Source organism: Leifsonia sp. KNZ13-11D (assembly GCF_056754895.1).
In genome coordinates, this window is sequence record NZ_JBPGWU010000001.1 from 2,581,616 (window position 1) to 2,607,359 (window position 25,744).

Below are 25,744 nucleotides of genomic sequence, written 5' to 3' on the forward strand. Positions count from 1 at the left end.
GGTCACGAGCCACGCGAGCGTCAGCCCGTCGGTGAACGACACGAGGATGCGGGCGACCTCGTCGATCGGCCGCAGCCATACGCTGCCCGTCAGCCGGGCGGCGTCGGCGGCCGCCTGGGCGGCGACGGCGTGGTAGCGCGCGTACTGGCGCTGTGCGAGCGGCTCGAAGCCGGGCTCGCGGAGCGCCCACTGGGTCAGCTCGAGCATCGCCTTCTCGCGGTCGGGGTCGGCGCAGACGCCGTCGAAGTAGTGCTGGAGCCCGGCGCGGATCGCTTCGCGCATCCCGACATCCTGCTCGCCGCCGGCGCCTCCGGCAGTCCCGCCGGCCAGTGCGGGAGCGAAGTCGCGCTGCTCGCTCTCGACGGCCGCTTCGATCAGCTCGGCCATCAGCTCGTCCCGGGAGGCGAACACGTAGTGGAAGGAGGCGAGGGGCATGCCCGCCTCGGCGACGATCCGGCGGGTGGTGGCGGCGGCGACGCCGTCGCGGGCGATCAGCCGGAGCGCAGCCTGGACCAGTGCCGTGCGCCGGTCCGCCACCGGGATACGCATCATCCGGACTCCTGAGGCTCTGCCGCGCCCCATCGCGCGGGAGAAAGTGGGACAGTCGTCCCAGATGTCAGTATGCCGCAAATTGTGTCGATCGGTTTGACACGCCCGGGTCGTACCCCCTGGAATGGGGTGGAATGCGGGGATTTACGAGCGACGTGTCACCACCAGTGCGGCCGCGGGGGTCGATCGGACTGGTGTCGTTTGCGACCGCCGCAGCGCTGGCCGCCCTGCTGCTCAGCGCCGTCGCACTGATCGGGGGTGCGCGGCCCGCGACCGCCACCCCCGCCCCTCGAGCATCCCTCGCACCGCAGCACCTCCCGTCAGCGTACGACACAGCGCCGGCCTCGGCGGCACCTCGGCCGCCGGCCGCCGCTCCCGCGGACACCGCACCGCCGTCGAGCACCCCCTCGCCGTCCCCCACACCACAGCCGCTGAGGATGGACGACCTCCCGGCCGGACTGGTCACCTCCTTCCCGCTCCCCGTCTCCGGCACCGGAGCGGCCGGCGACGTCGTCGCCGTCTCCGCGGGTTCCACGCCGGGCGCGTCCGAAAGCTGCCAGGCGACAGTCGGGGACGACGGACGCTGGTCGTGCGCGCTCGCCTCGCTGCCCGACGGCGGCGGCGTCGGCGTGCGCGCCGAGTCGCGGTCGACCGGCGAGTCGGATAGCGACCGGGTGGATGTGCTGCACCCGCCCACGATCGCCGGCGACGGCGTCGTCTCCACCTCCGGGGCCGTGCGGGGCACCGCGTACCCCGGCGCCCGGGTGACCGTGACGGCGGAGAGCGGTGCGAACTGCACCTTCCCTGCGGATTCGAACGGGGCCTGGGGATGCGTCCTGAACGGCCCCCTCTCCGACGGGCGGCACACGGTGTGGGCTACGCAGGTCGCCGACTTCTCCACCCAGCGCTCGGGCCGGAGCGCCTCCGTGCCGATCGCCGTCGACCGCACGCCGCCCGGCGCCCCGCGCATCGACACCCCGGCCGCGGGCTCGTCCGCCCCGGCCGGCTCGCCGGTGACCTTCGGCGGTGCGGGCGAGTCCGGTTCCCGCGTCACGCTCTACGCGCAGACGCCGAACGGCACCACCGTGCTCTGCACGGCGGAGGTGGTGGGTGGCGCGTGGTCGTGCTCGGGCGTCCTCGGCGATGGCTCGTACACGGTGTCGGCGCTGCAGCGCGACGCCGCGGGGAACGTCAGCCCGGGGAGCAACCCCGTCACGCTGACCGTCGCGGCCGCGGCCGGCGCGGCGGCCGGGACGTCGCCGTCGCCGACGCGCACCCCGGCGCCGACCCCCACGCCGTCGGCTCCGGCCCCCGCCGCTCCGGGAGCCGCGCCGCCCACCGGACCGAGGCATCCCGACACCCGCGGCTGGATGGACGCGCCCTTCACCGCCGCGAGCGCACCGGTGGTGTCCGCGGCGGCACTGCCCGGGTGGATGCGATCGGCCGGCCTGGCCGTCGCCGCACTGCTGCTGCTCGTGCTGCCCGCACGGCTGCTCGCCGCCGCCCTCGCGCGCGGGCGCGCCGAGCGAGGACGCCACGGCGGGCGACGCACCTCGCTGTTCGGCCGGAACCGGCCGCGTTCGGATGTGTCGGACGCGTCCGCCCTGTTCGGCCAGGCCGCGGGCGGTGCCGCCTCCTCCGCATCCACCACGGCCGGAGCGATTCAGGGTGCGCCGGCCGTCTCGCCGTCGCAGCGCTTCTGGTCGATCGCGGCCACGGGCCTCGCGACCGTGCTGCTGGTCACGCTGTCCACCCCGGTCCCCGACGCGGGGACCTACCCGAGCGTCCTGCTCGCCGTCGCCGTCGCCGTCACGGCCGTGAACGCCGTGTGGGTGCTCGCCGGTCGCGGGCTGGCGCCGCACCTCCAGCTGCCCGTGCCGCGCCTGGTCCTGCGACCCGGACTGCTCGTGGTGGTCGCGATGGCCGCGATCGGCTCGCGCGTCCTCGGACTCTCCCCCGCCCTGCTGTTCGCGCTGGTGCTCGGGCTCGCGCTGGGACCGCACGCGGGGCGGGTGCGCCGCGGGCGCATCGCCGCGGTGCAGGTGTCCGCCGTCGCCGCGCTCGGCGTCCTGGCGTGGCTCGCGGTCGGGCTGCTCGGCGTTCCGTCCGATCCGGTCAGCGCGTTCGTCGTCGAACTCGTCAACGCCCTCGCCCTGACCGGAATCGGTTCGGCCGCGGTGATGCTCCTCCCGATCGGTGGTCTGGCGGGACGGGCGATCGCGCAGTGGTCGCGCTGGCTGTGGGCGGGGCTCAGCCTGGTCGTCTACACCGTGCTGTTCGCGCTGCTGCTGCCGGTGGCATCCCTCGTGGAGCGCGGAGTGGGCATCCTCGTCGTCGTCGCGGTCGCGGTGGGCTTCGCGGCGACCAGCGTCGCCGTGTGGCTGTGGGAGCGGTACGTCGTGCCGGCGCTCGACCGCAGCGTGCCCTAGCCCCGGTGCCCGGCGGCGAGGGCTTCCACGTAGAACCAGTCACGGCCCTCGCGCACGAAACGCGACACCTCGTGGAGACTGCCGCGCTCGGCGCCCTTGTAGTGCGCGACGAACTCGACCACGCCGTCGGTGTCGAACGGTCCACCGCGCTCCGTGCGCTCGATGTCGAGCCGGTACCAGCGCACATCCGGGTCGAGCGAGAGCTCGGCGGGGCGTGTGGAGGGGTGCCAGCTGCGCAGCAGATAGCCGGTGTCGCCGAGGGCGAATGCGCTGAACCGCGACCGCATCAGCCGCTCCGCGGTGGGGGCGGGCTCGCCCCGGTGGAGCGGTCCGCAGCAGGCGTCGTAGGTCTCGCCGCTCAGGCAGGGACAGCGGGTGGTCACGCACCGAGCCTAACCGGGGCGTGCGGCCGGCGGCCGCGTCTCCCGGCCGGGACGTGGAGACCCGGCCGATGCCCACGTCGGGGGGATCCTGGGCACCGGCCGGGTCCGGGGACACCTCACCAGAAAGGGTGTCGGCATACAGTGTGGTCCCCGAAAGTGGGCGACTTCTTCGGACGTCCTGAAGGTCTTCGCAGACACTGCGGGCCGAACGCGACAGTGTTGCGACGGTGTAGCGTTGAGGCCATGGAAGGTCTGCTCATCGGTTTCATCTGGCTCGTCGTCGTGGTCGGAGGCGGCCTCGCGACCGCGGCCATCGTGCAGATGGTCAAGTCCCCGTACCGCGGCCGGTAGCGCTCCGCGCATCCGTCGCCGGACGCGTCCGCGGCCCGGGGTCGGGGCCGTGCCACGCCCCCATAGCCCAATCGGTAGAGGCAGGCGACTTAAACTCGCCCGAGTGTGGGTTCGAGTCCCACTGGGGGTACCTTCGGGCTCGCCCGCGCATGCGGCCGTCCAGCCGGCCGTCCTGACGTCGGTTCATCCGCCCGTCGGAGATCGGCCCCGAAATCTCCGACGCAACGCTCTGCGGATGGACTTTCGCGGCGATTCCGGTCGGATCTCCGACGAACGGTCGCAGATCTCCGACGATCGCATGACCGGCGGATGCACGAAGGCCCGACCCCCTCGGGGGCCGGGCCTTCGACGCGATCGGTGCGTTACTTCGCGGTGACCTCGGCGGGCTGCTTGGTCGCGGGCTGCGCCTTCTTGCGGGCGGGGGCCTTCTTCGCCGGCTCCTCCGGAGCGGCCTCGACGGCCGGCTTCGGGCGGGCGGCGAACTCCTCGAAGTTGGCGCGAGGGTTCTGGACGGCCTGCAGCGACACGATGTCGCGGTCGAGCCACAGGTTGTTCCACCAGCCCCAGATCACGCGGAACTTGCGCTCCCACGACGGCATCGCCAGGCCGTGGTAGCCGCGGTGGGCGAGCCAGCCGAGAACGCCCTTGACGGCGATCTTGCCCGACTGGAGCACGCCGATGCCGACGCCGAGGCCGGCGACAGCACCGAGGCTCTTGTGGTAGTACTGGCGCGGCAGCTCGCCGCGCAGCGAGGCGACGATGTTCTTCGCGAGCAGCTTGCCCTGGCGCACCGCGTGCTGGGCGTTCGGCACGCAGTAGCCGCCGACGCCTCCGCCTGTGAGGTCGGGGACGGCGGACACGTCTCCCGCGCCCCAGGCGTCCTCGATGATCTCGTCGTCGGTCCCGACGCGGAGATCGGCGCGGACGCGCAGGCGGCCGCGCTCCTCGATCGGGAGGTCGGTGTGACGCACGATGGTCGGGTTCGCCATGACGCCGGCGGTCCAGACGATGAGGTCGGACTCGAAGCTCTCGCCGGTGGACAGCTGGATGACGCCGTCGACCGCGCTCGAGAGCTGGGTGTCGAGGTGGATCTCCGCGCCGCGCTCCGCCAGGTTCTTGATGACCCAGTGGCTCGTCTTGAGCGACACCTCCGGCATGATCCGGCTCATGGCCTCGATCAGGTGGAAGTGCGTGTCCTCGAACGAGATCTCGGGGTAGCGCTTCAGCAGGGCGCTCGCGAACGAGCGGAGCTCGGCGAAGATCTCGATGCCCGCGAAGCCGCCGCCGACGACGACCACGGTGAGGAGGCGGTCGCGCTCCGGACCGGCCGGCATGCCCGCCGCCTTGTCGAAGTTGGTGAGGAGGCGGTCGCGGATGTAGACGGCCTCCTCGATGTTCTTGAGGCCGACGGCCTGGTCGGCGACTCCCGGGATCGGGAACGTGCGCGACACGGCGCCGGCGGTGACCACGACGATGTCGTACTCGAGCTCGTAGGACTCGCCCACCGGCGGCTGGATGGTGGCGACCTTGCGCGCGTGGTCGACGTAGGTGACCTTCGCGGTGATGATGTTGGTCGTCTTGAGGTGGCGGCGGTGCGCGACCACCGCGTGACGCGGCTCGATCGAGCCCGCCGCGACCTCCGGGAGGAACGGCTGGTACGTCATGTAGGGCAGCGGGTCGACCATGGTGACCTCGGCCTCGCCCGGGCGGAGCTGCTTCTCGAGCTTCCACGCGGTGTAGAAGCCGGCGTATCCGCCGCCGACGATCAGGATTTTGGGCACAGTGATGCGTCTCCTCAACACGAAAGTTTGGGCCTACATTACTCCCTGCTGCGCATCCGCCTGAAATGCAGCCACGCGCCGGTGCCGCCGAGGGCGACGAGGACGAGGAAGCCGGCGATCAGGGCGAACGGAAGCCAGAAAGCGGTGAGGACGCTCCATTGCGGCCAGAACATCTCACTCCATGGTAGCGCGCGCTCAGGGGTGAGTTTCGCGGGCACGGGCGCAGCGCGAACATCCCCGCCCGCGGCCGGCGGCGCGGTGGCCGACGGCGACTGCGCCCGGCGGTGGATGCGGATCCAGTCGCCGAGGTCGCCCATCGGGTTCGCCGTCACGTGCGGGACCGTGGCGGTGACCGCCGCGGCCGCGTCCAGCAGCCCGTAGCCGTAGATCGGGCTGGGGACGGCGCCACCGGCCGGCCGTGCCGTGCGGATGATGCGCTCGATCACGTCCGCCGCCTTCAGCTCGGGATGCGCGGCCCGCACGAGCGCGACCGCCCCGGCGACCAGGGGCGTCGCCCCGCTGGTGCCCGCCCACTGCACGTATCCGCCGCCCGGGTTCGCCCCCACGAGCTGCTCGCTCGGCGCCGAGACGCCGATCGTGATGCCCTGCGCTGACGCATCGAAGCTCGCCCGTCCCGCGCGGTCGACGCCCGCGACGGTCAGCACGCCCGGGATGGTCGCCGGCGCCCCCACCTCGCTGGTGCCGCTCCCCCGGTTGCCCGCGGCGGCCACGATCACGACGTCGTGGGCGAAGGCGTACTGGAAGGCTTCGTCCCAGCTGGGCGGCCAGTCCAGCGTGTTGCGCGTCAGCGACATGTTGATGACCTTGGCGCCGTTGTCGACCGCCCAGTGCACCGCCTGCGCGATCTGCTCGTCGCTGCCGACCGGTCCCATCGCCTTGCCGAGCGCCACCGACACCGTCAGCACGCCGGCTTCGGGCGCGGCGCCCAGCACACCGTCGCCCGGCCCGGTCCCCCGGCCGGCGAGCAGCGAGGCGACCCAGGTGCCGTGGTTCGCGCTCTCCGCATCCCCCAGCGGCTTCTCGCCGTTCGGGGAGCCGACGCCGGACACGTCCGTGCCGCCGACGATCGCCCCGGCGAGGTCGGGGACGGACCCGTCGACGCCCGTGTCGATGACGGCGACGGTCACCCCGGCGCCGCGCGTGGTCGCCCACGCCTGCGAGAAGCCGTAGTCGTTCAGCCAGTACTCGAGGTCGCGGACCTGGTCGGCGCGGGCGGCCGTCGCGGGGACGACCGCTCCCACGAGAGCCACCGCGGCGACGGCGAGGGATGCGGTGAGCCGGCGCAGACGCGGACCCAGGGCGCGCGGCGAACGGGCACCGCCCCGCGCACCGCGGCCGCGCATCCTCTCGCGGATCGCAGCCCCACCACCCCGGCGCTCCATGCGGAACCTACCCGGCGACGTCGATGCGGCACTCGCAGACGGCGGGCGACCACCCGCCGCGGGCGAGGGCCAGGTCGCCGATCGGGTTGACGCCGGGTCCGGCGGCCAGGGCGTGCGCCGCGAGGGCGTGCAGGCACTTGACGCGCGAGGGCATGCCTCCCGCGGAGATCCCGGAGATCTCGTCGACCACGGCGATCGACTCCCGGTCGGCCAGGTACTGCTCGTGGGCCGCCCGGTACTGCGCGGCGACCTCCACGTCGGCGGCGAGCAGGTCGTTGTACTCGGTCATCACCTGGGTGGCCTCGAGCGCCGACATGGCGGCGGTCGCGGCGGGATGCGTCAGGTAGTAGAAGGTCGGGAACGGCGTGCCGTCGTCGAGCCGCGGAGCCGTCGAGACCACGGTCGGCCGGCCGCAGACGCAGCGCGCGGCGATGCCGACGACGTTGCGGGCCGGTCGGCCGAGCTGCTCGGAGACCACGGCGATGTCGTCGTCGGTCACGGGATCGAAGGGCGGTCGGGTCATGCGGGTCACTTCTTCGGTGCGGGGGTGGGCGTCGGGGCGGGCGTCGCGGGCGCTCCGCCCAGCTGCTGCGGCGTCGCCTCCGTGAGACCGGCGCCCATGAACGAGCCGAACAGCGAGCTCACCCAGTCGGTGCGCGTCTTCTGCAGCCTCGAGCTGACCGGGGTCGTGTCCTGCTTCGCCGCGGGCGGGCGGTCGTCGATGACCAGGTAGCTGACCTCGCCGGGCATCACGTAGTAGAGCCGGTCGCGGGCCTGCGCGCGGAGGTAGCTCGGGTCGTTCCAGCGGGCGCGCTGATCCTTCAGCGTGTTCACCTGCGTGGCGAGCTGGTCGACCGCGTGCTGCTGGTCGGAGATCTGCTGCCGCTGGGCGAGGAACGCCTGCACGGTGGGCGCCAGGATGACGACGGCCAGCACGAGCACGCCCATCATGACGAGCGAGAACGCCGAGAAGTGCAGCTGACGGAGCCACCGCCCGGTGCCGGTCGGCCGGGACATGCGCACCGGGACGCGGCGCGTGCGCGGCTTCGCCATGGGCCCTCCCGGTCTCGGATCGCGGCGGCGGACGGAGCCGGTCGGCCCGCTCCCCTCGTCCCTCCATCGTAGGCGACGGATCCGCCGGGGACGGCGGCGCGTCGGGGTGTCGGGATGCGCTCAGCCGCTGCCCAGCAGGGCGACCAGCCGGACGACGCCCAGCGCGAGCAGCACGGCCGCACCGACGGCGAACACGATGCCGAGGGTGCGGGCGTCGCGCGCCCGGAAGCGCGTGCGCGCATCCTGATCGGCGAAGAACGCGGCCGCCCTCCCGGGCCGCATCAGCAGGAAGACCCCCAGCACGGCGAACAGCCCCGCGAGCGCAAGGAACAGCACCAGCGGGACGACCTCGGACTCCGTCCTCATGCGGGCGCGCCCGTGGAGAATCTGTGCGCGGCGCCGCTCGCACGCGGCAGGACCACGGAGGGGAACAGAACCAACGCCAATAGGATCGGCGAACCGAGCCCTTGGACGAGCGCGTCCGCCAGCAGCACCGCGACGGCCGCCGCGCCGCACCAGATCGACCGTCGGCGCCACGCCTCCGCCGGCGCTGTCCGCGCGACACGCTCGATCGGACGGTACGGCAGAGCGCCGAGGCGATAACCGGCGTAGCCGAGAACGAAAAGGGAGGGAGCACGCAGCAGCACCGGACCGATGACGAACTCGTACCAACGCACCGGCGTTCCCGGAGGCACCTCCAGCTCCGTCGCGTCGTCCTCGATCTCGGGCACCTCAGAACACTATCGCCCGCGCCGCGGCGGTCTGCGAGTGCCAGGAACGCGGAACGGCCCCCGGGGAGCCCGGGGGCCGTTCGCGGCGTGGCGCGTTACGCGGTGAAGCGCGGGAAGGCGCTGCGGCCGGCGTAGACGGCGGCGTCGCCCAGCTCCTCCTCGATGCGGAGCAGCTGGTTGTACTTGGCGACGCGCTCCGAGCGGGCGGGAGCGCCCGTCTTGATCTGGCCGGCGTTGGTGGCGACCGCCAGGTCGGCGATCGTGGTGTCCTCGGTCTCGCCGGAGCGGTGCGACAGCACGGCGGTCATGCCGCTGCGCTGGGCGAGCGACACGGCGTCGAGCGTCTCGGTGAGGGTTCCGATCTGGTTCACCTTGACCAGGATGCTGTTGCCGGCGTGGCGGGCGATGCCGTCGGCGAGGCGCTTCGGGTTGGTGACGAACAGGTCGTCGCCGACGAGCTGCAGCTTCGTGCCGAGCTCGGCGGTGAGGTGCGTCCAGCCCTCCCAGTCGTCCTCCGCCAGCGGGTCCTCGATCGAGACCAGCGGGTAGTTGGCGGCGAGTTCCTGGTAGTAGGCGCTCATCTCGGCGGAGCTGCGGTCCTGACCCTCGAAGCGGTACACGCCGTTCTCGAAGAACTCGGTGCTCGCGACGTCGAGGCCGAGGGCGATGTCGCGGCCGACGGTGAAGCCGGCCTGCTCGATCGCCTCGGAGATCAGGTCGAGCGCCGCGCGGTTGTGCTCCAGCTCCGGGGCGAAGCCGCCCTCGTCGCCGAGGCCGGTGTTCAGGCCCTTCGACTTCAGCAGCGCCTTGAGCGAGTGGTAGGTCTCGACGCCCCAGCGGAGGCCCTCGGAGTACGTCTCGGCGCCGAGCGGCAGCACCATGAACTCCTGGATGTCGACACCGGTGTCGGCGTGAGCGCCGCCGTTGATGATGTTCATCATCGGCACCGGGAGGATGTGCGCGTTCGGGCCGCCGACGTAGCGGAACAGGGGCAGGTCGGCCGAGTCGGCCGCCGCCTTCGCGACCGCGAGGCTGACGCCGAGGATGGCGTTGGCTCCGACGCGCTTCTTGTTCTCGGTGCCGTCGAGGTCGATGAGCGCCTCGTCGACCAGGCGCTGCTCGGAGGCCTCGAAGCCTTCGATCGCCGGGCCGAGCTCGTCGAGCACGGCGTCGACGGCCTTGAGCACGCCTTTGCCCTGGTAGCGCTCCTTGTCGCCGTCTCGCAGCTCGTAGGCCTCGAACGCCCCGGTGGAGGCTCCGGACGGGACGGCGGCACGGCTGACCGTGCCGTCCTCGAGGAGCACCTCGACCTCGACGGTCGGGTTCCCGCGCGAGTCCAAGATCTCGCGAGCGCCTACAGCTTCGATTGCAGCCACAACTGTCTCCTTGCGTGGTTTTTGTGGGATTCCGAGGTCAGTCTAGTGAGGCCGGGTGGCGCGCTACGCCAGCGGCTTGAGCTCGAGCGCCGAGGCGTCCGGGGTGTCCGCGTTCACGAACGCGAAGGAGCGGAAGCCGGACGCGGCCGCGCGGTCGAGCACGCCCTTCAGGTTCTTCGCGCGGCGGTCGAGGCGGACGCGGCTGCCGCGGGCGACCAGTTCCGACTTGATCGCGACGAGCCGGTCGAGCGGGACCGCCGGGTCGTAGACGAGCACGACGGACTCCGCGGAGGCGTCCTCGGGCAGCTCGATCAGGTCGACCACCCGCTCGAATCCGATCGAGAACCCGGCGGCCGGCACGTCGGTGCCGAGGAAGCGGCCGATCATGCCGTCGTAGCGTCCGCCGCCGCCGACCGAGCTGCCCGAGCCGGGGTGCGAGATCTCGAAGATGGTCCCGGTGTAGTAGCCCATCCCGCGCACCAGCGTCGGGTCGAACCGCAGGCCGACGCCCGGCGGCAGCGTGTCGAGCGCGTGGGCGAGGGCCTCCAGGTCGGCGACCGCATCCGTGTCGAGCCCCTCGGGCAGGATGCCGGTGATCGCCTCGACCGTCAGCTCCACTCCCCCGTCGGCCAGGTGCGGCTCGAGCTTCGCGAGCAGCCCGCCGAGCACCGCCGCGGCGTCCGCGCCGCCCTCCGCGAGCTCCGCGACCACGCCGTCCGCGCCGATCTTGTCGAGCTTGTCGATCGAGATCAGCACCTGCGGCCAGCGCGCTTCGTCGAAGCCGCAGTACTCCAGCAGGCCGTTCAGGATGCGGCGGTCGTTGATCCGGATGGTGCAGTCGGTGAGCCCCAGCGCCTCCAGCGCGGCCGCCGTCGCGGTGATGAGCTCGACCTCCGCCAGCTGCGAGCCCTCGCCGATGATGTCGATGTCGCACTGCACGAACTGCCGGAAGCGGCCTTTCTGCGGCCGCTCGGCGCGCCAGACGGGAGCGATCTGGATGCTCCGGAACACCGGAGGCAGCTCGGCGCGGTGCGAGGCGTAGAACCGGGCGAGCGGGACGGTCAGATCGAACCGCAGCCCCAGATCGGACAGGCTGAGCAGGTCGCCCGACTCGATCGCCGCCGAGAGGTCGTCCCCGTCGAGGCCGCGCTTCAGGATGCTGAACGACAGCTTCTCGTTGTCGCCGCCGAGCCCCGAGTGGAGGCGCTCCACGTCCTCCACGACCGGCGTCTCGATCTCGTCGAAACCGTGGGCGGCGAAGCTGCGCCGGATCACCCCGAGGGCATGCTCGCGGCGGGCCTTCTCGGCGGGGAGGAAGTCGCGCATGCCGCGGGGCGGGGTGATCGGTGAGGCCATGCTCCGATTCTTCCATGTCCGCTCCAGCGCAGCCGCCCGGCGCCGGGCGGCCCCGACCGGCATCGCGGACACCTCCCGGGGGGATCGCGGTGGCTCGGCCGGTGCGCGTAGCCTTAGGGCGTTGCCACCCTGAGGCCGCTCCGCGCGCGCGGCTCGGTGGTGTCCTCCACGGGGAGGACCTGGCATGAGTCGCATCCGTCCCACCACGGCGCCTGCTCGCTGCCAGACATCAGAGGCCGACAACGCGTCCGCCAGGACCAGGAGCGCGCCGCCACCCGGCGTCTCACCCGAATGGCGAATGGACACCCCACCGTGGACGCGCTGCCGGCCCCGCCTTCCGCTGCGCCGGCGTCTGCGCGCCCGGCATCGGCCTGGTGACCGTTCGGCATATTAGGTTAGGCTTGCCTAAGACGGCGCCCTTCCTCGAGGCGGCAGCCGCATCCGTCCCCCACCCTCCGAACCGAGGAGAGCCATGCTCCCAGCACGCCCCGCCCGCGCCCGACGATCGCGTCTCGTCGCCATCGCCTCCGCCCTCGTCGCCTCCGCGGCGCTCGTGCTCACCGGCTGCAGCGCCGGGGGCTCCGGCGCGCAGGGCACGGCGAGCGGCGACGACGGCGCCTTCCCGGTGACGATGAAAAGCGCCCTCGGTTCGGCGACCATCGACGCGAAGCCGAAGCGGATCGCGACCTGGGGCTGGGGCGCGCAGGACATCGTGCTGGCGCTCGGCATCGTCCCGGTCGCCATGCCGGGCTTCAGCTACGGCGGCGATGCGGACGGCGTGCTCCCCTGGGATGCGGACCGCATCACGCAGCTCGGCGGGAAGACCCCGCAGATCCTCGACGCCGACACCGGCGAGGTGCCCTTCGAGCAGTTCGTCACGGCGAAGCCGGACGTCATCCTGGCGCCGTACTCGGGGCTGACGCAGACCGAGTACGACACCCTGAGCAAGATCGCCCCGGTCGTCGCCTACCCGGGGAAGCCGTGGGCGACCAGCTGGCGCGACCAGATGGCCATCGTCGGCAAAGCGCTCGGGATGTCGAAGCAGGCGGATGCGCTGGTCGCCAAGACCGAGGACTCGGTGTCCGCTCTGGCCGCGAAGTACCCCGTGCTGAAGGACAAGACGTTCTTCTACGCCGCGGCGAACGAGCCGGGCAAGCTCAACGTGTACCGGGCGGAGGACCCGCGGGTTCAGCTGCTGAACGACCTCGGGCTGAAGAACTCCCCGAGCATCGCATCCCTCGACGCGTCGAAGGGCGACGGCAGCTTCTTCTACCAGCTGAGCTACGAGAACCTGTCGAAGATCGACACCGACCTGCTGGTGATGTACTTCGACAAGCAGTCGTCGGTGGACGCGTTCACCTCCGACCCGCTCGTCGCCGCGATGCCCGCGATCAAGGAGGGACGCTTCGCCCCGATCGTGGGCGAGTCGTTCGTCGCCGCCACCAGCGCGCCGAGCGTGCTCAGCATCCCGTGGATGCTCGACCGCTACGTGCCTCAGCTGGCGGCCGCCGCGGACACGGTGAAGTAAGGCGTGATGCCGTCGAGCGTGGTCGCCCCGGACGCCGGGCGCATCGGGCAGGGCCGCACGCCCGCCCCGATCGCCCGGCGCCGCCGGCGTCTGCTGCTGGGCTTCGCGGCCGCAGCCCTCCTGCTCGTCGCCCTCTCCGTGCTGAGCCTGATGGTGGGAGCGCGCACGATCGCGCCCGCGGACGTCCTGCACGCGCTGACGCACTACTCGCGGTCGGACCCGGACGCGCTGGTCGTCGTCGACAGCCGGCTGCCCCGCACGCTGCTCGGCATCGCCGCCGGTCTGGGGCTGGGGCTCGCGGGCACCGTCATGCAGGGACTGTCGCGCAACCCGCTCGCCGACCCCGGCATCCTGGGCGTCAATTTCGGGGCGTCGCTGGCGGTCGTCCTCGCCATCGCGTTCCTCGGTGTGACCGCCCCCTCCGGCTACCTGTGGTTCGCGTTCGCCGGAGCGGCCCTCGCCTCGGCCCTCGTCTACGCTGTGTCGTCGCTGGGGCGCGAGGGGGCGACGCCGGTGAAGCTGGCGCTCGCGGGTGCGGCTGTCTCCGCGGCGCTGGGGTCGCTGATCACCGCAGTGGAGCTGACCAGCCGCGTCTCTCTGGAGGCGATGCGGTTCTGGCAGGTCGGCTCGCTCGCTGGCCGGGGATTCGGCGTCCTGCTGCAGGTGCTACCCGCCCTGGCCCTCGGCGCGGTGATCGCCCTCGCCCTGGGACGCTTGCTCAACGGGCTCGCCCTCGGCGACGACGTCGCGCGCGGGCTCGGCCAGCGGGTGGGCGTCAGCCGGGGCCTGAGCGGTGTCGCCGTCGTGCTGCTCTGCGGGTCCGCCACGGCGGCGGTCGGACCGATCGCGTTCGCCGGGCTCATCGTGCCGCACATCGCGCGCCGGGTCGTCGGCGCCGACTACCGCTGGATCCTCGCCTACTCCGCGCTGCTCGCCCCGTCGCTGCTGCTCGGCTGCGACATCATCGGTCGCGTCGTCGCGCCGCCCGGCGAGCTGCAGGTGGGCGTGGTGCTGGCCTTCGTCGGCGCTCCCGTCTTCATCGCGCTGGTCCGCCGTCGCCGGATGGTGGCCCTGTGAGCGGCGGCCCGGGCGCGGGCCCTGCGCCCTCCGCGGTCTCGGGCGGCCCGCGTCCGCTCGTCGACGCCGTCCGCGCCGACCGCCGCGCGGGCCGGTCGCGCATCGTGCGCGTCTCGGTCGTGCTCGCCGTCGCCGTGGTGGTCGTCGCGGCCGTGTCCCTGACGCTCGGCGCCGCCTCCGTCGCACCGCTCGACGTGCTGGCCGCGCTGGTCGGGCGCGCCGACCGCCTGACGTCGTTCGTCATCCTGGACCTGCGGCTGCCGCGCCTGGTGGCCGGCGCCCTGGTCGGCGCCTGCCTCGGGCTCTCCGGTGCGCTCATCCAATCGGTCGCGCGCAACCCGCTGGCGAGCCCGGACATCATCGGCATCACGGCTGCGGCGAGCGCGACCGGCTCGATCGCGCTGATCTGGTTCGGGCTGACCGGCCTGGCCCTCTCCGGCATCGTGCTGGTGGGGACTCTGGTGGCCGCCGCGGTCATCTACGCGCTCGCCTGGCGCCGCGGGGTCAGCGGCTACCGCTTCGTGCTGATCGGGATCGGCACCGCCGCGTTCTGCGGAGGCATCGTCTCGTACGTGCTCACGCGTGGGGACATCTCCGATGTGCAGCAAGCACTGGTGTGGATCACCGGGAGCCTGAACTCGGTCGATCCGTCCGCGCTGCTCGTGCTCGCCGTCGGCACCGTCGTGCTCGTGCCGTGCGCACTGGCCGTCGGCCGTCCGCTCGGGACGCTCTCGCTCGGCGACGACCTCGCCGCCGGGCTCGGTGTGCGCCCCGAGCGCACCCGGCTCGCCGTCGTCGCCGTGGCCGTCACGCTCGCGGCGATCGCCGTCGCGGTCGCCGGCCCGGTCTCGTTCGTCGCGTTCCTCGCGGCGCCGATCGCCCGCCGGCTGGTGGGGCGCGGATCGCTCGCACTGGTGCCGTCCGCTGTGCTGGGCGCGCTCATCCTCGTCGTGTCCGATATCGCTGCCCAGTTCGCGATCCCGGGCGTGGTGCTGCCGGTCGGTGTCGTCACCGGAATCGTCGGGGCGCCGTATCTTCTCTGGCTGCTCGCCAGGACCAACAGCGTGGGCCGGGGAGGCTGACCATGGCAACCGAGACACCGACATCGCCGACACCGGAGCTCGCCGCGCGCGGACTCACGCTCGCCTACGACGGCCGGGTCATCGTCGACGGCCTGGACCTGGAGGTGCCCGCCGGGCGGGTGACCGCCATCGTCGGCCCGAACGCCTGCGGCAAGTCGACGCTGCTCCGAGGGCTGTCGCGCCTGCTGGCGCCCACCGGCGGCACGGTCCTGCTCGACGGCTCCGACATCCGGGCGCTGCCGACCAAGCGCGTCGCCCAGAGGCTCGGCCTGCTGCCGCAGACGCCCAGCGCGCCGGACGGCATCACGGTGGCGGACCTGGTCTCGCGCGGGCGTTACCCGCACCAGGGCTGGTTCCGGCGCTGGACGGCGGACGACGACGAGGCGGTCGCCGAGGCGATGACGGCGACCGGCGTGGCCGAGCTGGCGGAGCGTCCGGTCGACGAGCTCTCCGGCGGCCAGCGGCAGCGGGTGTGGATCGCGATGGCGCTGGCCCAGCGGACGGACATCCTGCTGCTGGACGAGCCGACCACGTTCCTCGACCTCAGCCACCAGCTGGAGGTGCTCGACCTGCTGCTCGACCTCAACGCGGCGCGCGGCACGACGGTGGTGATGGTGCTGCACGACCTCAACCTGGCCGCCCGCTACGCCGGGCACCTGGTCGCGATGCGCCAGGGCGAGATCGTGGCGGCCGGCGACCCCGCCGCGGTCGTCACGGCCGACCTGGTCCGCGACGTCTTCGGGGTGGAGGCGGTGGTCGCCGACGACCCCGTGACCGGCACACCGCTGGTCGTCCCGCTCGGGCGGCACCACCGGTAGGAGAGGTCAGGCGCTCTCGCGCGTCGCCGCCTCCTGGTCGCGGATCTCGCCCTGCAGATCGCGGAGCGTCGAACGGAGGGCGCGCTCCGCATCCAGCCCCTGCGCCTTGGCCGAGGCGACGATCGCAAGCAGCAGCGGGCCGAGCTCGTCCTCGCTGCCGACCTGCACGCCGCCCTGCTGCTGGAGGTCGAGCAGTCCGACCTTCTCGGCGCGGCCGAGCAGCTTGTCGGCGAGCGCGAGCGAGGGCATGCCCTGGGGGATGCCGTCGAGCACGCTCGTGCGTCCCGGCTTCTCCTGCTTCTTCAGCTCGTCCCAGAACCCGACCACGTCGTCCGCGGTCTCCGCCGTGCGCGCGTCGGCGGCGGCGCGATCGCCGAAGACGTGCGGGTGACGGCCGACCATCTTCGCCGTCATGTGCGCGGCCACATCCTGGATGTCGAAGTCCTCGCCCGGCGTGTGGGCGGCGATGTCCGCGTGGAACAGCACCTGGTAGAGCACGTCGCCGAGCTCCTCGAGGAGCTCGTCACGGTCGCCCGTCTCGATGGCGTCGATGAGCTCGTACGTCTCCTCGATCAGGTACTGCACCAGCGACTCGTGGGTCTGGTCCGCGTCCCACGGGCACCCGCCGGGAGCCCGCAGCACGGCCATCACCGCGACCAGCTCGTCGAGCTTGGTCGCGGCCTCGGGGACCACTGTCTCGCCCATCCGGACCTCCTCGCTTTACGATGCCCCCATCCTGCCACCCGCTAGACTCGTGGGCGGTGTGCCGGGAAGTCTGGTCGGCGTCGTGTCCGTGACCCCAGATTGGTGATTCCATGAGCATCATCCGCTCCGAGCGCACCGCCGCCGGCCTCCTGCTGGGGGCTGCCGCCCTCGGCCTGCTGCTCGCCAACACGGCCGCCGGCCCCACGCTGGTCGACATCCAGCACGCGTATCTCGGCGGCGGCTTCCTGAAGATCAGCGTGGGCCACGCGATCAGCGACGGGCTGCTCGCGATCTTCTTCTTCATCGTCGCGGTCGAGCTCAAGCACGAGCTGGTCGCGGGCGAGCTGAACAGCGTGCAGAAGGCCGTCCATCCCGCCATCGCGGCGGTCGCCGGGGTCATCGTGCCGGCGGGTCTGTACCTCGCGCTCACCGCCGGCTCCGGCGTCCAGCAGGGCTGGCCCATCCCGACCGCCACCGACATCGCCTTCGCGCTCGGCGTGCTGGCCGTGTTCGGGCGCGGGCTGCCGAATCGGCTGCGCGTCTTCCTGCTCGCCCTCGCCGTGCTCGACGACCTGATCGCCATCCTCATCATCGCGGTGTTCTTCACCACAGACCCGAACCTGTGGGAGCTCGCGCTGGCGGCGGTCACCGTCGTGCTGTTCGGGGCCCTCAGCCGGATGCTGCGCGGACGGCTGCGCTGGCCGCTGGGCGTCCTCATGGTGCTGCTGGCGGTGCTCACCTGGTGGCTGGTCTACGACTCCGGCGTGCACGCCACGATCGCGGGCGTCGCGCTGGGACTCGCGATGGCGCGGCAGCCCGCCGGACGCGTCACGCACGCGCTGGAACCGTGGTCCAACGGGGTGATCCTGCCGCTGTTCGCGTTCTCGGCGGCGCTCGTCGTCATCCCGCAGGTGTCGCCCTCGCAGCTCTCCCCGGCGTTCTGGGCGATCCTCATCGCGCTTCCGGTCGGCAAGGTGGTCGGCATCACCCTCGGCGGATGGCTCGGATCGTTCACCAAGAAGGGCCCGGAGCGCGGTCGCATCTCGCTGTTCGGGCTGCTGACCATCTCGGCGCTGGGCGGCATCGGCTTCACCGTGTCGCTGCTCATGAACGAGCTCGCCTTCGCCGGGTCCGAGGAGGTGCGCGCCGAGGGCACCCTCGCCGTGCTCCTCGGCTCGGCGGTGTCGATCGTGCTGGCCGCTGTCCTGGTCAGCCTGCTCGCGCGCCGCAACCGGCGGCTGCACCCGCACCCGTCCGGCCACGGCGCGGCCGCCGCGGCGGTCCGGGCCGGAGGTGTCTGAGCGCGCCTTCCGGACCCTGAGCCCGCGCGGCGTTCGTCCGGAGCCGTTCAGCCGGCGCGCTGCTCGGCGGGCTCCTTCTCCGGGAACAGGGCGCCGAGCAGGTCGGCGACCCACCCGATGAGGTCCGCGTCCTCGAGCGCCTCGCCGTTCACCCGCGGGAGCGGCACCGTCGCGACCTTGGGCGCGGCGTGGTACTTCGAGCCCGGGTACATGCGCTGGAGGCGCACCTGCAGCGAGTCGGGCAGCACGGCCGGCGCCAGGCGCAGGTTGGAGCCCATGGCCACGACCTCGCCGAGCCCGGCCTTCTGCGCGGCACGGCGCAGCCGCGACACGGCGATCAGGTTGGTGACCGGCTCCGGCGGAGCGCCATAGCGGTCGGTCAGCTCCTCGAGCACGAGGTCGATCTGGCCGTCCTTCGCGTTCGGCGAGCTCGCCGTCGACAGCTTCTGGTAGGCCTCCAGGCGCAGGCGTTCGCTGTCCACGTACTCCTCGGGGATGTGCGCATCCACCGGCAGCTCGAGGCGCAGCTCGGTCTGGCCCTCGGCGACCTCGCCCCGGAAGGTGGAGACGGCCTCGCCGATCATCCGCAGATAGAGGTCGAAGCCGACGCCGGCGATGTGCCCGGACTGCTCCCCGCCGAGCAGGTTGCCCGCGCCGCGGATCTCCAGGTCTTTCAGCGCGACCTGCATGCCGCTGCCGAGGTCGTTGTTCGCCGCGATCGTGGACAGCCGGTCGTGCGCGGTCTCGCTCAACGGCTTGTTCTCGTCCCACAGGAAGTAGGCGTACGCGCGCTCCCGGCCGCGGCCGACGCGGCCGCGCAGCTGGTGCAGCTGGCTGAGGCCGTACTTGTCGGCGCGGTCGATGATGATCGTGTTCGCGTTGGAGATGTCGAGGCCGGTCTCGATGATGGTGGTCGACACCAGCACGTCGAACCGCCGCTCCCAGAAGTCGACGACCACCTGCTCCAGGGCGTGCTCGTTCATCTTGCCGTGCGCGACCCCGATGCGGGCCTCGGGCACGAGCTCGGCCAGCTTCGCGGCCATGCTCGTGATCGAGCCGACACGGTTGTGCACGAAGAACACCTGGCCCTCGCGCAGCAGCTCGCGGCGGATCGCCGCGGCGACCTGCTTGTCGGAGTACGGCCCCACGAAGGTGAGGATCGGGTGCCGGTCCTCGGGCGGGGTAGCGAGCGTCGACATCTCACGGATGCCGGTGACCGCCATCTCCAGCGTCCGCGGGATCGGCGTGGCGCTCATGGCGAGGATGTCGACATTGGTCTTGAGCTTCTTCAGCGCCTCCTTGTGCTCGACGCCGAACCGCTGCTCCTCGTCGATGATCACGAGGCCGAGGTCTTTGAAGGTGATGCCGTCGGCGAGGATGCGGTGGGTGCCGATCACCACATCCACCGTGCCGTCCGCCAGGCCGCGCAGCGTCTCGCGCGCCTCCTTGTCGGACTGGAACCGGCTGAGCTGACGGAGGTGGATGGGGAACCCGGCGAAGCGCTCCTGGAACGTCTCGGCGTGCTGCTTCACCAGCAGCGTGGTGGGGACGAGCATGGCCACCTGCTTGCCGTCCTGCACCGCCTTGAACGCCGCCCGGACGGCGATCTCGGTCTTGCCGAATCCGACGTCGCCCGAGATCAGGCGGTCCATCGGGATGGGCCGCTCCATGTCGGCCTTCACCTCGTCGATGGTCTGCAGCTGGTCGTGGGTCTCGGCGAACGGGAACGCCTCCTCCAGCTCGCGCTGCCAGGGGGTGTCCGGCGCGAACGCGTGGCCCTTGCTGGCCATGCGCGCCGAGTAGAGCTTGACGAGCTCGACAGCGATGTCGCGGACCGCGCGGCGGGCGCGTCCCTTCGCCGCCGCCCAGTCGCTGCCGCCCATCTTGGACAGCTGCGGCGCCTCGCCGCCCACATAGCGCGTGAGCAGGTCGAGCTGGTCGGTGGGCACGTAGAGCTTGTCGCCGGGATAGCCGCGTTTCGAGGGGGCGTACTCCAGCACCAGGTACTCGCGCTTCGACTTCACCGCGTTGCGTCCGCCGCTCGACACCTCGCGCTGGGTGAGTTCCACGAACTTGCCGATGCCGTGGGTCTCGTGCACGACGTAGTCACCCGGCTTCAGCTGCAGCGGGTCGACCACGTTCTTGCGCCGGGTCGCCAGCTTCTTCACCTGGCGCGAGTCGTAGCCGATGGTGCGGCCGTAGAACTCGGCCTCGCTGATCAGGGCGAGCCTGATGTCCGGCAGCTCGAACCCGTGCTCAGCGGTCGCCTTGATCAGGTACGCGATGCCGGGCTCCGGATCGGCCGGGAACTCGTCCACCGGGCGCGCGGGCAGCTCCGCCTCGGCGAGCACGTCGGCTGCTCGCTCCACCAGCCCGTTGCCGGCCGCGACGATGGCGACCTGCCAGCCGTCGCGCAGGCGCCCGCGCACGTGCTCCACGGCGCCGGAGACGTTGCCCTGGAAGCTGGGCACCGCCTCGGCCTGGATGCGCACCTGCAGGTGCTCCTCCAGCTCGAGCTCCTCGGGCAGCACGTCGTTGGCCTGGAAGCCACTCATCGTCCACCAGGGATGATCGGGGCTGGGCGCTCCCGGGCGACTGAACTTCACCGAATCCCGCAGCTGCTGCAGCGTCATGAAGTCGCCGGCCGCGAGGTCGATCGGGGCGGCGGCGCCCACGGTGGCGGCGCTCCAGGCGGCCGAGAGGAACTCGCGGTTGGTCTCGGCGAGGCTCACCGCGCGCGAGGCGACCCGCTCGGGAGACAGCACGGCGACGGCCGCGCCCTCGGGCAGGTAGTGGGTCAGCGGCACCAGCCGGTCGACGAGCGCGGGAGCCAGCGACTCCATCCCCTCGACCGGGATGCCCTCGCCGATCTTGGCGAGCATGGCCGACAGGCTCGGGAACTCGTGCTCCATCTCCCGCGCCCGCTGGCGCACCGACTCGCTGAGCAGCAGCTCGCGGCTCGGCGGCAGGGCCACCGAGGAGATCGGATCGGGCAGCGACCGCTGGTCGGCCACCGAGAAGGCGCGGATCTGATCCACCTCGTCGCCGAAGAAGTCGACGCGGTACGGGTGGTCGGCCGTGGGAGGGAAGACGTCGAGGATGCCGCCGCGCACGGCGAACTCGCCACGGCGGGTCACCATGTCGACGCGCGCGTACGCGAGGTCGACCAGCTGGGCGGAGAGGCCGCCGAGGTCGAAGCCGCGCCCGCCGGTCGCGAGCTCGACGGTGGCGTAGTCGGTGAGGTTGTCGGCGAGCGGCTGCAGCGCCGCGCGCACGGAGGCCACGAGGATGAACGGCGTGCGCTGATCGCCGTCGGCCCAGTCGGTCAGCTTGCGCAGTGCGAGGAGCCGCTTGCCGACGATCTCCGCGCTCGGGCTCAGGCGCTCATGCGGCAGGGTCTCCCACGCGGGGAACTCGACGATCTCCGCCTCAGGCAGCAGGCAGGGCAGGGCGCCGCGGATGGACTCGGACTCGCGTCCCGTGGCCGTGATGAGCAGCACCGCCTGGGAGGCGCCCTGCTCGGCGCGGCGGCGCAGCAGCCCGGCCAGGAGCGGAGCGCGCAGGCCGTCGGTCAGCGAGAAGTCGGCGTCGCGCGCCGCATGGGCGAGCGCGTCGCTGAACGAGGACTCGCGCGCGAGCGCGCCGACCAGACCCTGGAGTATCACTCGGTCGATTCTACGTGGGGCCGCCGACAGTTACAGGGGCTGCAGGTTCGGAGGATCAGATCCAGCCGTCGAGCGCTCTCATGAAGCCGTCGTGGTCGTCACGGTTGATCACATGGCCGGAACCGGGCACGATCCGGACCTCGTACCCCTCCCCGCGGAGGCGGTCGGCGAGCTCGGGCTTCACCAGCTGCGAGTTGTCGGCGAGCATCACCAGCGAGGGGACGGTCATCACCTCGGGAGCGCGCATGGCCGATGGGGTCACCACGACGGGCAGGACCGCGCGGTCGAAGGCCTTGAAGGTCTCCACCTCGATGGCGACGTCGGCCGGATCCCACCGGGGGTTGCGTTTGGCGATGCGGGCGGCGGACTGGCGCGCCAGCGTCCGGAGGAACGCGGGGGCGAGCAGTTGCTGGAACCGGTTCGTGGCCGGGCACGAGAAGGCCGGGTCGACGTAGATCACGCGCTGCGGGTCGAGGCGCTCGATCGCGAGGCTCACGGTGAGGCCGCCGAGCGAGTGACCCATCACGAGCTCGGGACGGTCGGGGACGGTGTCGACGATGTCCTGCGCCATCAGCTCGGCCGAGTACTCGTCGGTGCGGGGGCTGTGGCCGTGCCCGCGCAGGTCGACGGCGACCACGTGGTAGCCGCGCTCCGCGAGCACCGGGCCGACGCGGCGCCAGTTGCGCGAGTCCGACATCACTCCATGGACGAGGACGGCGTAGCGGTCACCGGTGCCCCACTCGCGCGAGAACAACTTCATGCCGGTCACGGTACGCGTGCGGCCTGGTGCGGGGCAGGGCGCCGCCTCCGCTCCGGCTGAGCGTTCGTCGTGAATCCCCGGCGCCCTCCCTCCCCCTCCCCCTGCATCGACTACACGATTAGTGCACGGGACACGCCGGAAACGCGTGCACTTTGTGTGTACTCGACGGAGGGGGATGCCCGTCAGCGCGCGTGGAAGCGGTTCTGCGCGGGGGTGAGGCCCTCGGCGGCCACCTGCTCGACCGCATCGGCCGCGTCGGCGACGAGGATGGGCAGATTCTTGCGCTCGGTGGCCGAGAACGCCTTCAGCACGTGGTCGGCTGCCGCCGCCGAGCCGGGGGACGGCCGACGCCGACGCGCACGCGCGTGAAGTCCCCGGTCCCGATCGCCGCGATCACGTCGCGGACGCCGTTGTGGCCGCCGTGGCCACCGCCGTGCTTGAGGCGGATGGTGTCGAACGGGATGTCCAGCTCGTCGTGCACCACGATCAGGTGCGAAGGGTCGAGCGAGTAGAAGCGCAGCAGCTGCGACACCGGCCCCCCGGACACGTTCATGTACGTGTTCGGCTTCGCCAGGACGAACCGCGGGCCGCCGGGAGTCAATCGACCCTCGGCGACCGTCGCGTTCGTCTTGTGCGTCTTGAAGGTGAGACGGCCGCGCGAGGCGAGCTCGTCGAGCACCATCTGACCCACGTTGTGACGGGTGGCGGCGTAGCCGGGCCCGGGGTTACCGAGCCCGACCACGAGCCACGGCCCGTCCGACGGTCCCGGGGCGGGCGCCTGACGGGGTGATTCCATGGGAGGTGCTTACTCGGCGCTCGAGCCGGCCTCGGCCTCCGCGGCGGCCTCGGCCGCGGCGGTCTCCTCGTCCTCGGCGCGGGCGGACGCCGGCACCGCGATGTTGACGATGAGGAGCTCCTCGTCCTCCGCCAGGGTCGAGCCCTCCGGGAGGGTGAAGTCCTTGGCCAGGTACTGGGTGCCCTCGGGAGCGTCGGTGACGTCGATGACGATGCGCTCGGGGATGTGGGTGGCCTCGGTCTCGAGACGGATGGTGCTGACCTCGAGCATGGCGATGGTGCCGGAGTACGGCTCGCCCTCGATGTGCACGGGCACCTCGACGGTGACCTTCTCGCCGCGGCGGATGAGGATGAGGTCGAGGTGCTCGATGATCTGCGACACCGGGTCCTTCTGCACATCCTTCACCAGCGCGAGCTCGGCCTTGCCGGCGATGTCGAGGTCGAGGACCGCGTTCGCCTTGCGCAGCAGCAGGCCGACCTGGTGGGCCGGGACGGTGATGTGGACGGGGTCGGTGCCGTGACCGTAGATGACCGCGGGGATCTTGCCGGCGGCGCGGATCTTGCGCGCCGCGCCCTTGCCGAAGCTCTCGCGCAGCTCGGCTGCGACCTTGTTGGACTCGTCTGCCATGGTGTCTCCTCGCCGGACGGGGTCCGGCTGTCGGGCGAGCCGAGAGGCCCGCAGTGTGGTTGTTGTTCGACTCGAACGCATCGAAGTGCGCGAGGAAAGACTGCGTAGCCTGCTCCACCGCGTCGATCACGGATGCTGCGCGCAGCATCCCTCGCCGAAGTTCAGTTGCCGAGTCTACCCGATCCCGATACGCTAAGCGCGCTTATTAGTTTTGGGATCGGAGAGCACCATGTGGACCACCCAGTACAGCGCCGGCACCGGCGCACCCGCCTCCGCCGTCTGGTCGGCGCTGCGCGACCTGCACAGCGGCACCCCGCTCGGCCCCGCCAGCGACCGCTTCGAGCTGCACGGCCCCTTCGCCGTCGGCACCACCCTCACGGTGACGCCGCAGGGGCAGGAGCCGATGACCTCCGAGATCGTCGAGCTGGACCCGGACCGCGTCTACACCGACCGCACCGCGTTCGGGGGGCTGACGCTCACCTTCCGGCACACGCTGGCCGCCCGCCCCGACGGCGGCACGGAGGTGACGCACACGCTGGAGATCGACGGCGAGGATGCGGACGCGGTCGGCCCGGAGCTCGGGCCGCAGATCGCCGGCGACTTCCCGGTCGCGATGGCGGAGCTGCTGCGGGCGGCGGAGGCGCGGGTGGCGAAGGCGCGCGCGGCGGCGGGGACGCAGGCGGGCGCGTCGGGGGCGGCCCGTGGCTGAGGCGGGCGGCGCGAGAACCGGCCCCGCAGGCGGCGCGGGAACCGGCACGGCAGGCGACGCAGGAACCGGCGCCGCAGGCGACGCGGGAACCGGCACGGCAGGCCACGCCGGAACCGGCGCCGCAGGCGACGCGGGAACCGGCACCGCAGGCGACGCGGAAGCAGGCGAAGCAGGCGAAGCAGGCGAAGCAAGTGAGGCAAGCGAGGCAAGCGAAGCAAGCGAAGCAAGCGAAGCAAGCGAAGCAAGCGAAGCAAGCGAAGCAAGCGAAGCAAGCGAAGCAAGCGAAGCAAGCGAAGCAAGCGAAGCAAGCGAAGCAAGCGAAGCAAGCGAAGCAAGCGAAGCAAGCGAAGCAAGCGAAGCAAGCGAAGCAAGCGACGCGGGAGCCCGCGCCGCAGGCGCGCGAGCGGGCGTCAGCGCCGCCGGCGCGCGAGCGGGCGTCAGCGCCGCCGGCGCGGGAGCGGGCGTCAGGGCCGCCGCCGGCGGCGGTAGCAGCAGCAGCGCCGAGGCGGGGCTGGGGAGCAGGTTCCCCGTCGCGGCGCAGAGCCCGGGCCTGCTGCTCTGGCGGGTGACGAACCGCTGGCAGGCGCGCATGCGCGCTGCGCTCGCGCCGCACGAGCTGACGCACGTGCAGTACGTGCTGCTCGCATCCCTCACCTGGCTCAGCGACCGCGAACCCGAACGGCTCGTGACCCAGGTCGACCTGGCAGCGTTCGCGGACACCGACCCGATGATGACGTCGCAGGTCGTGCGCGCACTGGAGCGCGGCGGCCTCGTGGAGCGGCTGCCGCATCCCACCGACGGCCGCGCCCGCGTGCTGCGCCCGACCCGCGAGGGCGCCGCGGCGGCCCGCCGAGCGACCGCCGACGTCGAGACCGCAGACGCCGCCTTCTTCGCCGCGGTGGATGCGTCCGCCTTCACGGCGCAGCTCGCCGCCCTGGCGGCTCCGCCACCCGCCGCCTAGCCGCGCCGGTCAACGAGGGGTCGCAACACGCCGTTATGCGCGGCGGATAACGGCGTGTTGCGCCCCAAGGATGCGGGCGGCGCGAGATTCCTTCCGTCGGAGATTCGGGTGCGTACGTCGGAGTTCCGAGCCGATTTCGCGCGCATCTCCATCCGCAACGCCTTGCGTCGGAGATTTGAACGTTTCACACCTACGATCGTAGGCCGGCGCCGCGCAGCGGCCGCGCCGCGCAGCGGCCGCGCCGCGCAGCGGCCGCGCCGCGCAGCGGCCGCACCGCGGCACGTCAGCCGTGGCTCGTCCGCC

At 72.3% G+C, this 25,744-nt stretch carries 21 protein-coding genes, 1 tRNA gene and 2 pseudogenes; 9 read left to right on the plus strand and 15 right to left on the minus strand.

Annotation, left to right across the window (positions count from 1 at the left end; all coding sequences use genetic code 11):
* Positions 1 to 582, minus strand: a pseudogene (locus tag ACR9Y5_RS12825) (TetR/AcrR family transcriptional regulator); the annotation flags it as partial.
* Between the two features lie 161 nt (positions 583 to 743).
* On the opposite strand from ACR9Y5_RS12825, the gene ACR9Y5_RS12830 reads away from it, so the two are divergent.
* Positions 744 to 2,978 (plus strand): Ig-like domain-containing protein, encoded by a 2,235-nt coding sequence (locus ACR9Y5_RS12830; RefSeq protein WP_481298302.1) that lies wholly within the window; start codon positions 744 to 746, stop codon positions 2,976 to 2,978.
* Here ACR9Y5_RS12830 and ACR9Y5_RS12835 read toward each other — a convergent pair.
* On the minus strand, positions 2,975 to 3,361 hold the full coding sequence (locus ACR9Y5_RS12835) for a YchJ family protein (RefSeq protein ID WP_481298303.1): 387 nt from the start codon (positions 3,359 to 3,361) through the stop codon (positions 2,975 to 2,977). The genes ACR9Y5_RS12830 and ACR9Y5_RS12835 overlap by 4 nt on opposite strands.
* A gap of 407 nt (positions 3,362 to 3,768) precedes the next feature.
* Here ACR9Y5_RS12835 and ACR9Y5_RS12840 point away from each other — a divergent pair.
* Positions 3,769 to 3,842: transfer RNA gene (locus ACR9Y5_RS12840), tRNA-Leu, on the plus strand.
* Positions 3,843 to 4,074: 232 nt separating this feature from the next.
* Here ACR9Y5_RS12840 and ACR9Y5_RS12845 read toward each other — a convergent pair.
* The 8 genes from ACR9Y5_RS12845 to hisS form a co-directional block, all read right to left on the minus strand.
* Complete coding sequence (locus ACR9Y5_RS12845) at positions 4,075 to 5,493, minus strand: NAD(P)/FAD-dependent oxidoreductase (RefSeq protein WP_481298304.1); 1,419 nt, start codon at positions 5,491 to 5,493, stop codon at positions 4,075 to 4,077.
* A 38-nt stretch (positions 5,494 to 5,531) separates the two neighbouring features.
* Positions 5,532 to 6,896 carry a S8 family serine peptidase gene (locus tag ACR9Y5_RS12850; RefSeq protein ID WP_481298305.1) on the minus strand — a complete coding sequence of 455 codons (1,365 nt, stop codon included), beginning with the start codon at positions 6,894 to 6,896 and terminating at the stop codon, positions 5,532 to 5,534.
* 7 nt (positions 6,897 to 6,903) lie between these two features.
* A complete protein-coding gene (locus tag ACR9Y5_RS12855) occupies positions 6,904 to 7,419 on the minus strand; it encodes a DUF501 domain-containing protein (protein ID WP_481298306.1) in 516 nt (171 codons plus the stop codon).
* A 5-nt stretch (positions 7,420 to 7,424) separates the two neighbouring features.
* Positions 7,425 to 7,949 carry an FtsB family cell division protein gene (locus ACR9Y5_RS12860; RefSeq protein WP_481298307.1) on the minus strand — a complete coding sequence of 175 codons (525 nt, stop codon included), beginning with the start codon at positions 7,947 to 7,949 and terminating at the stop codon, positions 7,425 to 7,427.
* Positions 7,950 to 8,069: 120 nt separating this feature from the next.
* Positions 8,070 to 8,315 (minus strand): hypothetical protein, encoded by a 246-nt coding sequence (locus ACR9Y5_RS12865; RefSeq protein WP_481298308.1) that lies wholly within the window; start codon positions 8,313 to 8,315, stop codon positions 8,070 to 8,072.
* A complete protein-coding gene (locus tag ACR9Y5_RS12870; RefSeq protein ID WP_481298309.1) occupies positions 8,312 to 8,680 on the minus strand; it encodes a hypothetical protein in 369 nt (122 codons plus the stop codon). The genes ACR9Y5_RS12865 and ACR9Y5_RS12870 overlap by 4 nt, the downstream gene beginning before the upstream one ends.
* Positions 8,681 to 8,775: 95 nt before the next feature.
* Positions 8,776 to 10,056: a phosphopyruvate hydratase gene (gene eno, locus ACR9Y5_RS12875; RefSeq protein ID WP_481298310.1), complete on the minus strand. Its 1,281-nt coding sequence runs from the start codon at positions 10,054 to 10,056 to the stop codon at positions 8,776 to 8,778.
* A gap of 63 nt (positions 10,057 to 10,119) precedes the next feature.
* Positions 10,120 to 11,412 (minus strand): histidine--tRNA ligase, encoded by a 1,293-nt coding sequence (gene hisS / locus ACR9Y5_RS12880; RefSeq protein ID WP_481298311.1) that lies wholly within the window; start codon positions 11,410 to 11,412, stop codon positions 10,120 to 10,122.
* A gap of 472 nt (positions 11,413 to 11,884) precedes the next feature.
* Between hisS and ACR9Y5_RS12885 the strand changes: the two genes are divergently transcribed.
* The 4 genes from ACR9Y5_RS12885 to ACR9Y5_RS12900 are packed head-to-tail and all read left to right on the plus strand — an operon-like array spanning position 11,885 to position 15,917.
* Positions 11,885 to 12,940, plus strand: a complete 1,056-nt coding sequence (locus tag ACR9Y5_RS12885; RefSeq protein ID WP_481298312.1) for an iron-siderophore ABC transporter substrate-binding protein — start codon at positions 11,885 to 11,887, stop codon at positions 12,938 to 12,940.
* Positions 12,941 to 12,946: 6 nt separating this feature from the next.
* Positions 12,947 to 14,017 (plus strand): FecCD family ABC transporter permease, encoded by a 1,071-nt coding sequence (locus ACR9Y5_RS12890; protein WP_481298313.1) that lies wholly within the window; start codon positions 12,947 to 12,949, stop codon positions 14,015 to 14,017.
* The gene (locus tag ACR9Y5_RS12895; protein WP_481298314.1) at positions 14,014 to 15,099 is read left to right on the plus strand and encodes a FecCD family ABC transporter permease; all 1,086 of its coding nucleotides are present in this window, start codon (positions 14,014 to 14,016) and stop codon (positions 15,097 to 15,099) included. The genes ACR9Y5_RS12890 and ACR9Y5_RS12895 overlap by 4 nt, the downstream gene beginning before the upstream one ends.
* Positions 15,100 to 15,101: 2 nt before the next feature.
* The gene (locus ACR9Y5_RS12900) at positions 15,102 to 15,917 is read left to right on the plus strand and encodes an ABC transporter ATP-binding protein (RefSeq protein WP_481298315.1); all 816 of its coding nucleotides are present in this window, start codon (positions 15,102 to 15,104) and stop codon (positions 15,915 to 15,917) included.
* Between the two features lie 6 nt (positions 15,918 to 15,923).
* On the opposite strand, the gene ACR9Y5_RS12905 is transcribed toward ACR9Y5_RS12900, so the two are convergent.
* Positions 15,924 to 16,622: a nucleoside triphosphate pyrophosphohydrolase gene (locus ACR9Y5_RS12905; protein WP_481298316.1), complete on the minus strand. Its 699-nt coding sequence runs from the start codon at positions 16,620 to 16,622 to the stop codon at positions 15,924 to 15,926.
* 110 nt (positions 16,623 to 16,732) lie between these two features.
* On the opposite strand from ACR9Y5_RS12905, the gene ACR9Y5_RS12910 reads away from it, so the two are divergent.
* Positions 16,733 to 17,923 (plus strand): Na+/H+ antiporter NhaA, encoded by a 1,191-nt coding sequence (locus ACR9Y5_RS12910; protein WP_481298317.1) that lies wholly within the window; start codon positions 16,733 to 16,735, stop codon positions 17,921 to 17,923.
* 47 nt (positions 17,924 to 17,970) lie between these two features.
* On the opposite strand, the gene mfd is transcribed toward ACR9Y5_RS12910, so the two are convergent.
* The 4 genes and pseudogenes from mfd to ACR9Y5_RS12930 all read right to left on the minus strand — a co-directional run bounded on the left by mfd (position 17,971) and on the right by ACR9Y5_RS12930 (position 23,771).
* Complete coding sequence (gene mfd, locus ACR9Y5_RS12915) at positions 17,971 to 21,588, minus strand: transcription-repair coupling factor (RefSeq protein WP_481298318.1); 3,618 nt, start codon at positions 21,586 to 21,588, stop codon at positions 17,971 to 17,973.
* Between the two features lie 55 nt (positions 21,589 to 21,643).
* Positions 21,644 to 22,348, minus strand: coding sequence for an alpha/beta fold hydrolase (locus ACR9Y5_RS12920; RefSeq protein ID WP_481298319.1), 705 nt, complete (start codon positions 22,346 to 22,348; stop codon positions 21,644 to 21,646).
* 182 nt (positions 22,349 to 22,530) lie between these two features.
* Positions 22,531 to 23,144: pseudogene (pth, locus tag ACR9Y5_RS12925) on the minus strand (aminoacyl-tRNA hydrolase).
* A 9-nt stretch (positions 23,145 to 23,153) separates the two neighbouring features.
* Positions 23,154 to 23,771: a 50S ribosomal protein L25/general stress protein Ctc gene (locus tag ACR9Y5_RS12930; RefSeq protein ID WP_481298320.1), complete on the minus strand. Its 618-nt coding sequence runs from the start codon at positions 23,769 to 23,771 to the stop codon at positions 23,154 to 23,156.
* A 229-nt stretch (positions 23,772 to 24,000) separates the two neighbouring features.
* Between ACR9Y5_RS12930 and ACR9Y5_RS12935 the strand changes: the two genes are divergently transcribed.
* Positions 24,001 to 24,480, plus strand: coding sequence for an SRPBCC family protein (locus ACR9Y5_RS12935; RefSeq protein ID WP_481298321.1), 480 nt, complete (start codon positions 24,001 to 24,003; stop codon positions 24,478 to 24,480).
* Positions 24,473 to 25,441: a MarR family winged helix-turn-helix transcriptional regulator gene (locus ACR9Y5_RS12940; protein ID WP_481298322.1), complete on the plus strand. Its 969-nt coding sequence runs from the start codon at positions 24,473 to 24,475 to the stop codon at positions 25,439 to 25,441. Before ACR9Y5_RS12935 ends, ACR9Y5_RS12940 begins: the two co-directional genes overlap by 8 nt.
* Positions 25,442 to 25,744: the final 303 nt, after the last annotated feature.

Coding starts and splice junctions, on each gene's coding strand:
- ACR9Y5_RS12865 (WP_481298308.1), bottom strand. CDS start 8,315: ATGAGGACGGAGTCCGAGGTCGTCCCGCTGGTGCTGTTCCTTGCGCTC.
- ACR9Y5_RS12890 (WP_481298313.1), top strand. CDS start 12,947: ATGCCGTCGAGCGTGGTCGCCCCGGACGCCGGGCGCATCGGGCAGGGC.
- ACR9Y5_RS12860 (WP_481298307.1), bottom strand. CDS start 7,949: ATGGCGAAGCCGCGCACGCGCCGCGTCCCGGTGCGCATGTCCCGGCCG.
- ACR9Y5_RS12885 (WP_481298312.1), top strand. CDS start 11,885: ATGCTCCCAGCACGCCCCGCCCGCGCCCGACGATCGCGTCTCGTCGCC.
- ACR9Y5_RS12900 (WP_481298315.1), top strand. CDS start 15,102: ATGGCAACCGAGACACCGACATCGCCGACACCGGAGCTCGCCGCGCGC.
- ACR9Y5_RS12930 (WP_481298320.1), bottom strand. CDS start 23,771: ATGGCAGACGAGTCCAACAAGGTCGCAGCCGAGCTGCGCGAGAGCTTC.
- hisS (WP_481298311.1), bottom strand. CDS start 11,412: ATGGCCTCACCGATCACCCCGCCCCGCGGCATGCGCGACTTCCTCCCC.
- ACR9Y5_RS12855 (WP_481298306.1), bottom strand. CDS start 7,419: ATGACCCGACCGCCCTTCGATCCCGTGACCGACGACGACATCGCCGTG.
- ACR9Y5_RS12850 (WP_481298305.1), bottom strand. CDS start 6,896: ATGGAGCGCCGGGGTGGTGGGGCTGCGATCCGCGAGAGGATGCGCGGC.
- ACR9Y5_RS12910 (WP_481298317.1), top strand. CDS start 16,733: ATGAGCATCATCCGCTCCGAGCGCACCGCCGCCGGCCTCCTGCTGGGG.
- ACR9Y5_RS12935 (WP_481298321.1), top strand. CDS start 24,001: ATGTGGACCACCCAGTACAGCGCCGGCACCGGCGCACCCGCCTCCGCC.
- ACR9Y5_RS12920 (WP_481298319.1), bottom strand. CDS start 22,348: ATGAAGTTGTTCTCGCGCGAGTGGGGCACCGGTGACCGCTACGCCGTC.
- ACR9Y5_RS12905 (WP_481298316.1), bottom strand. CDS start 16,622: ATGGGCGAGACAGTGGTCCCCGAGGCCGCGACCAAGCTCGACGAGCTG.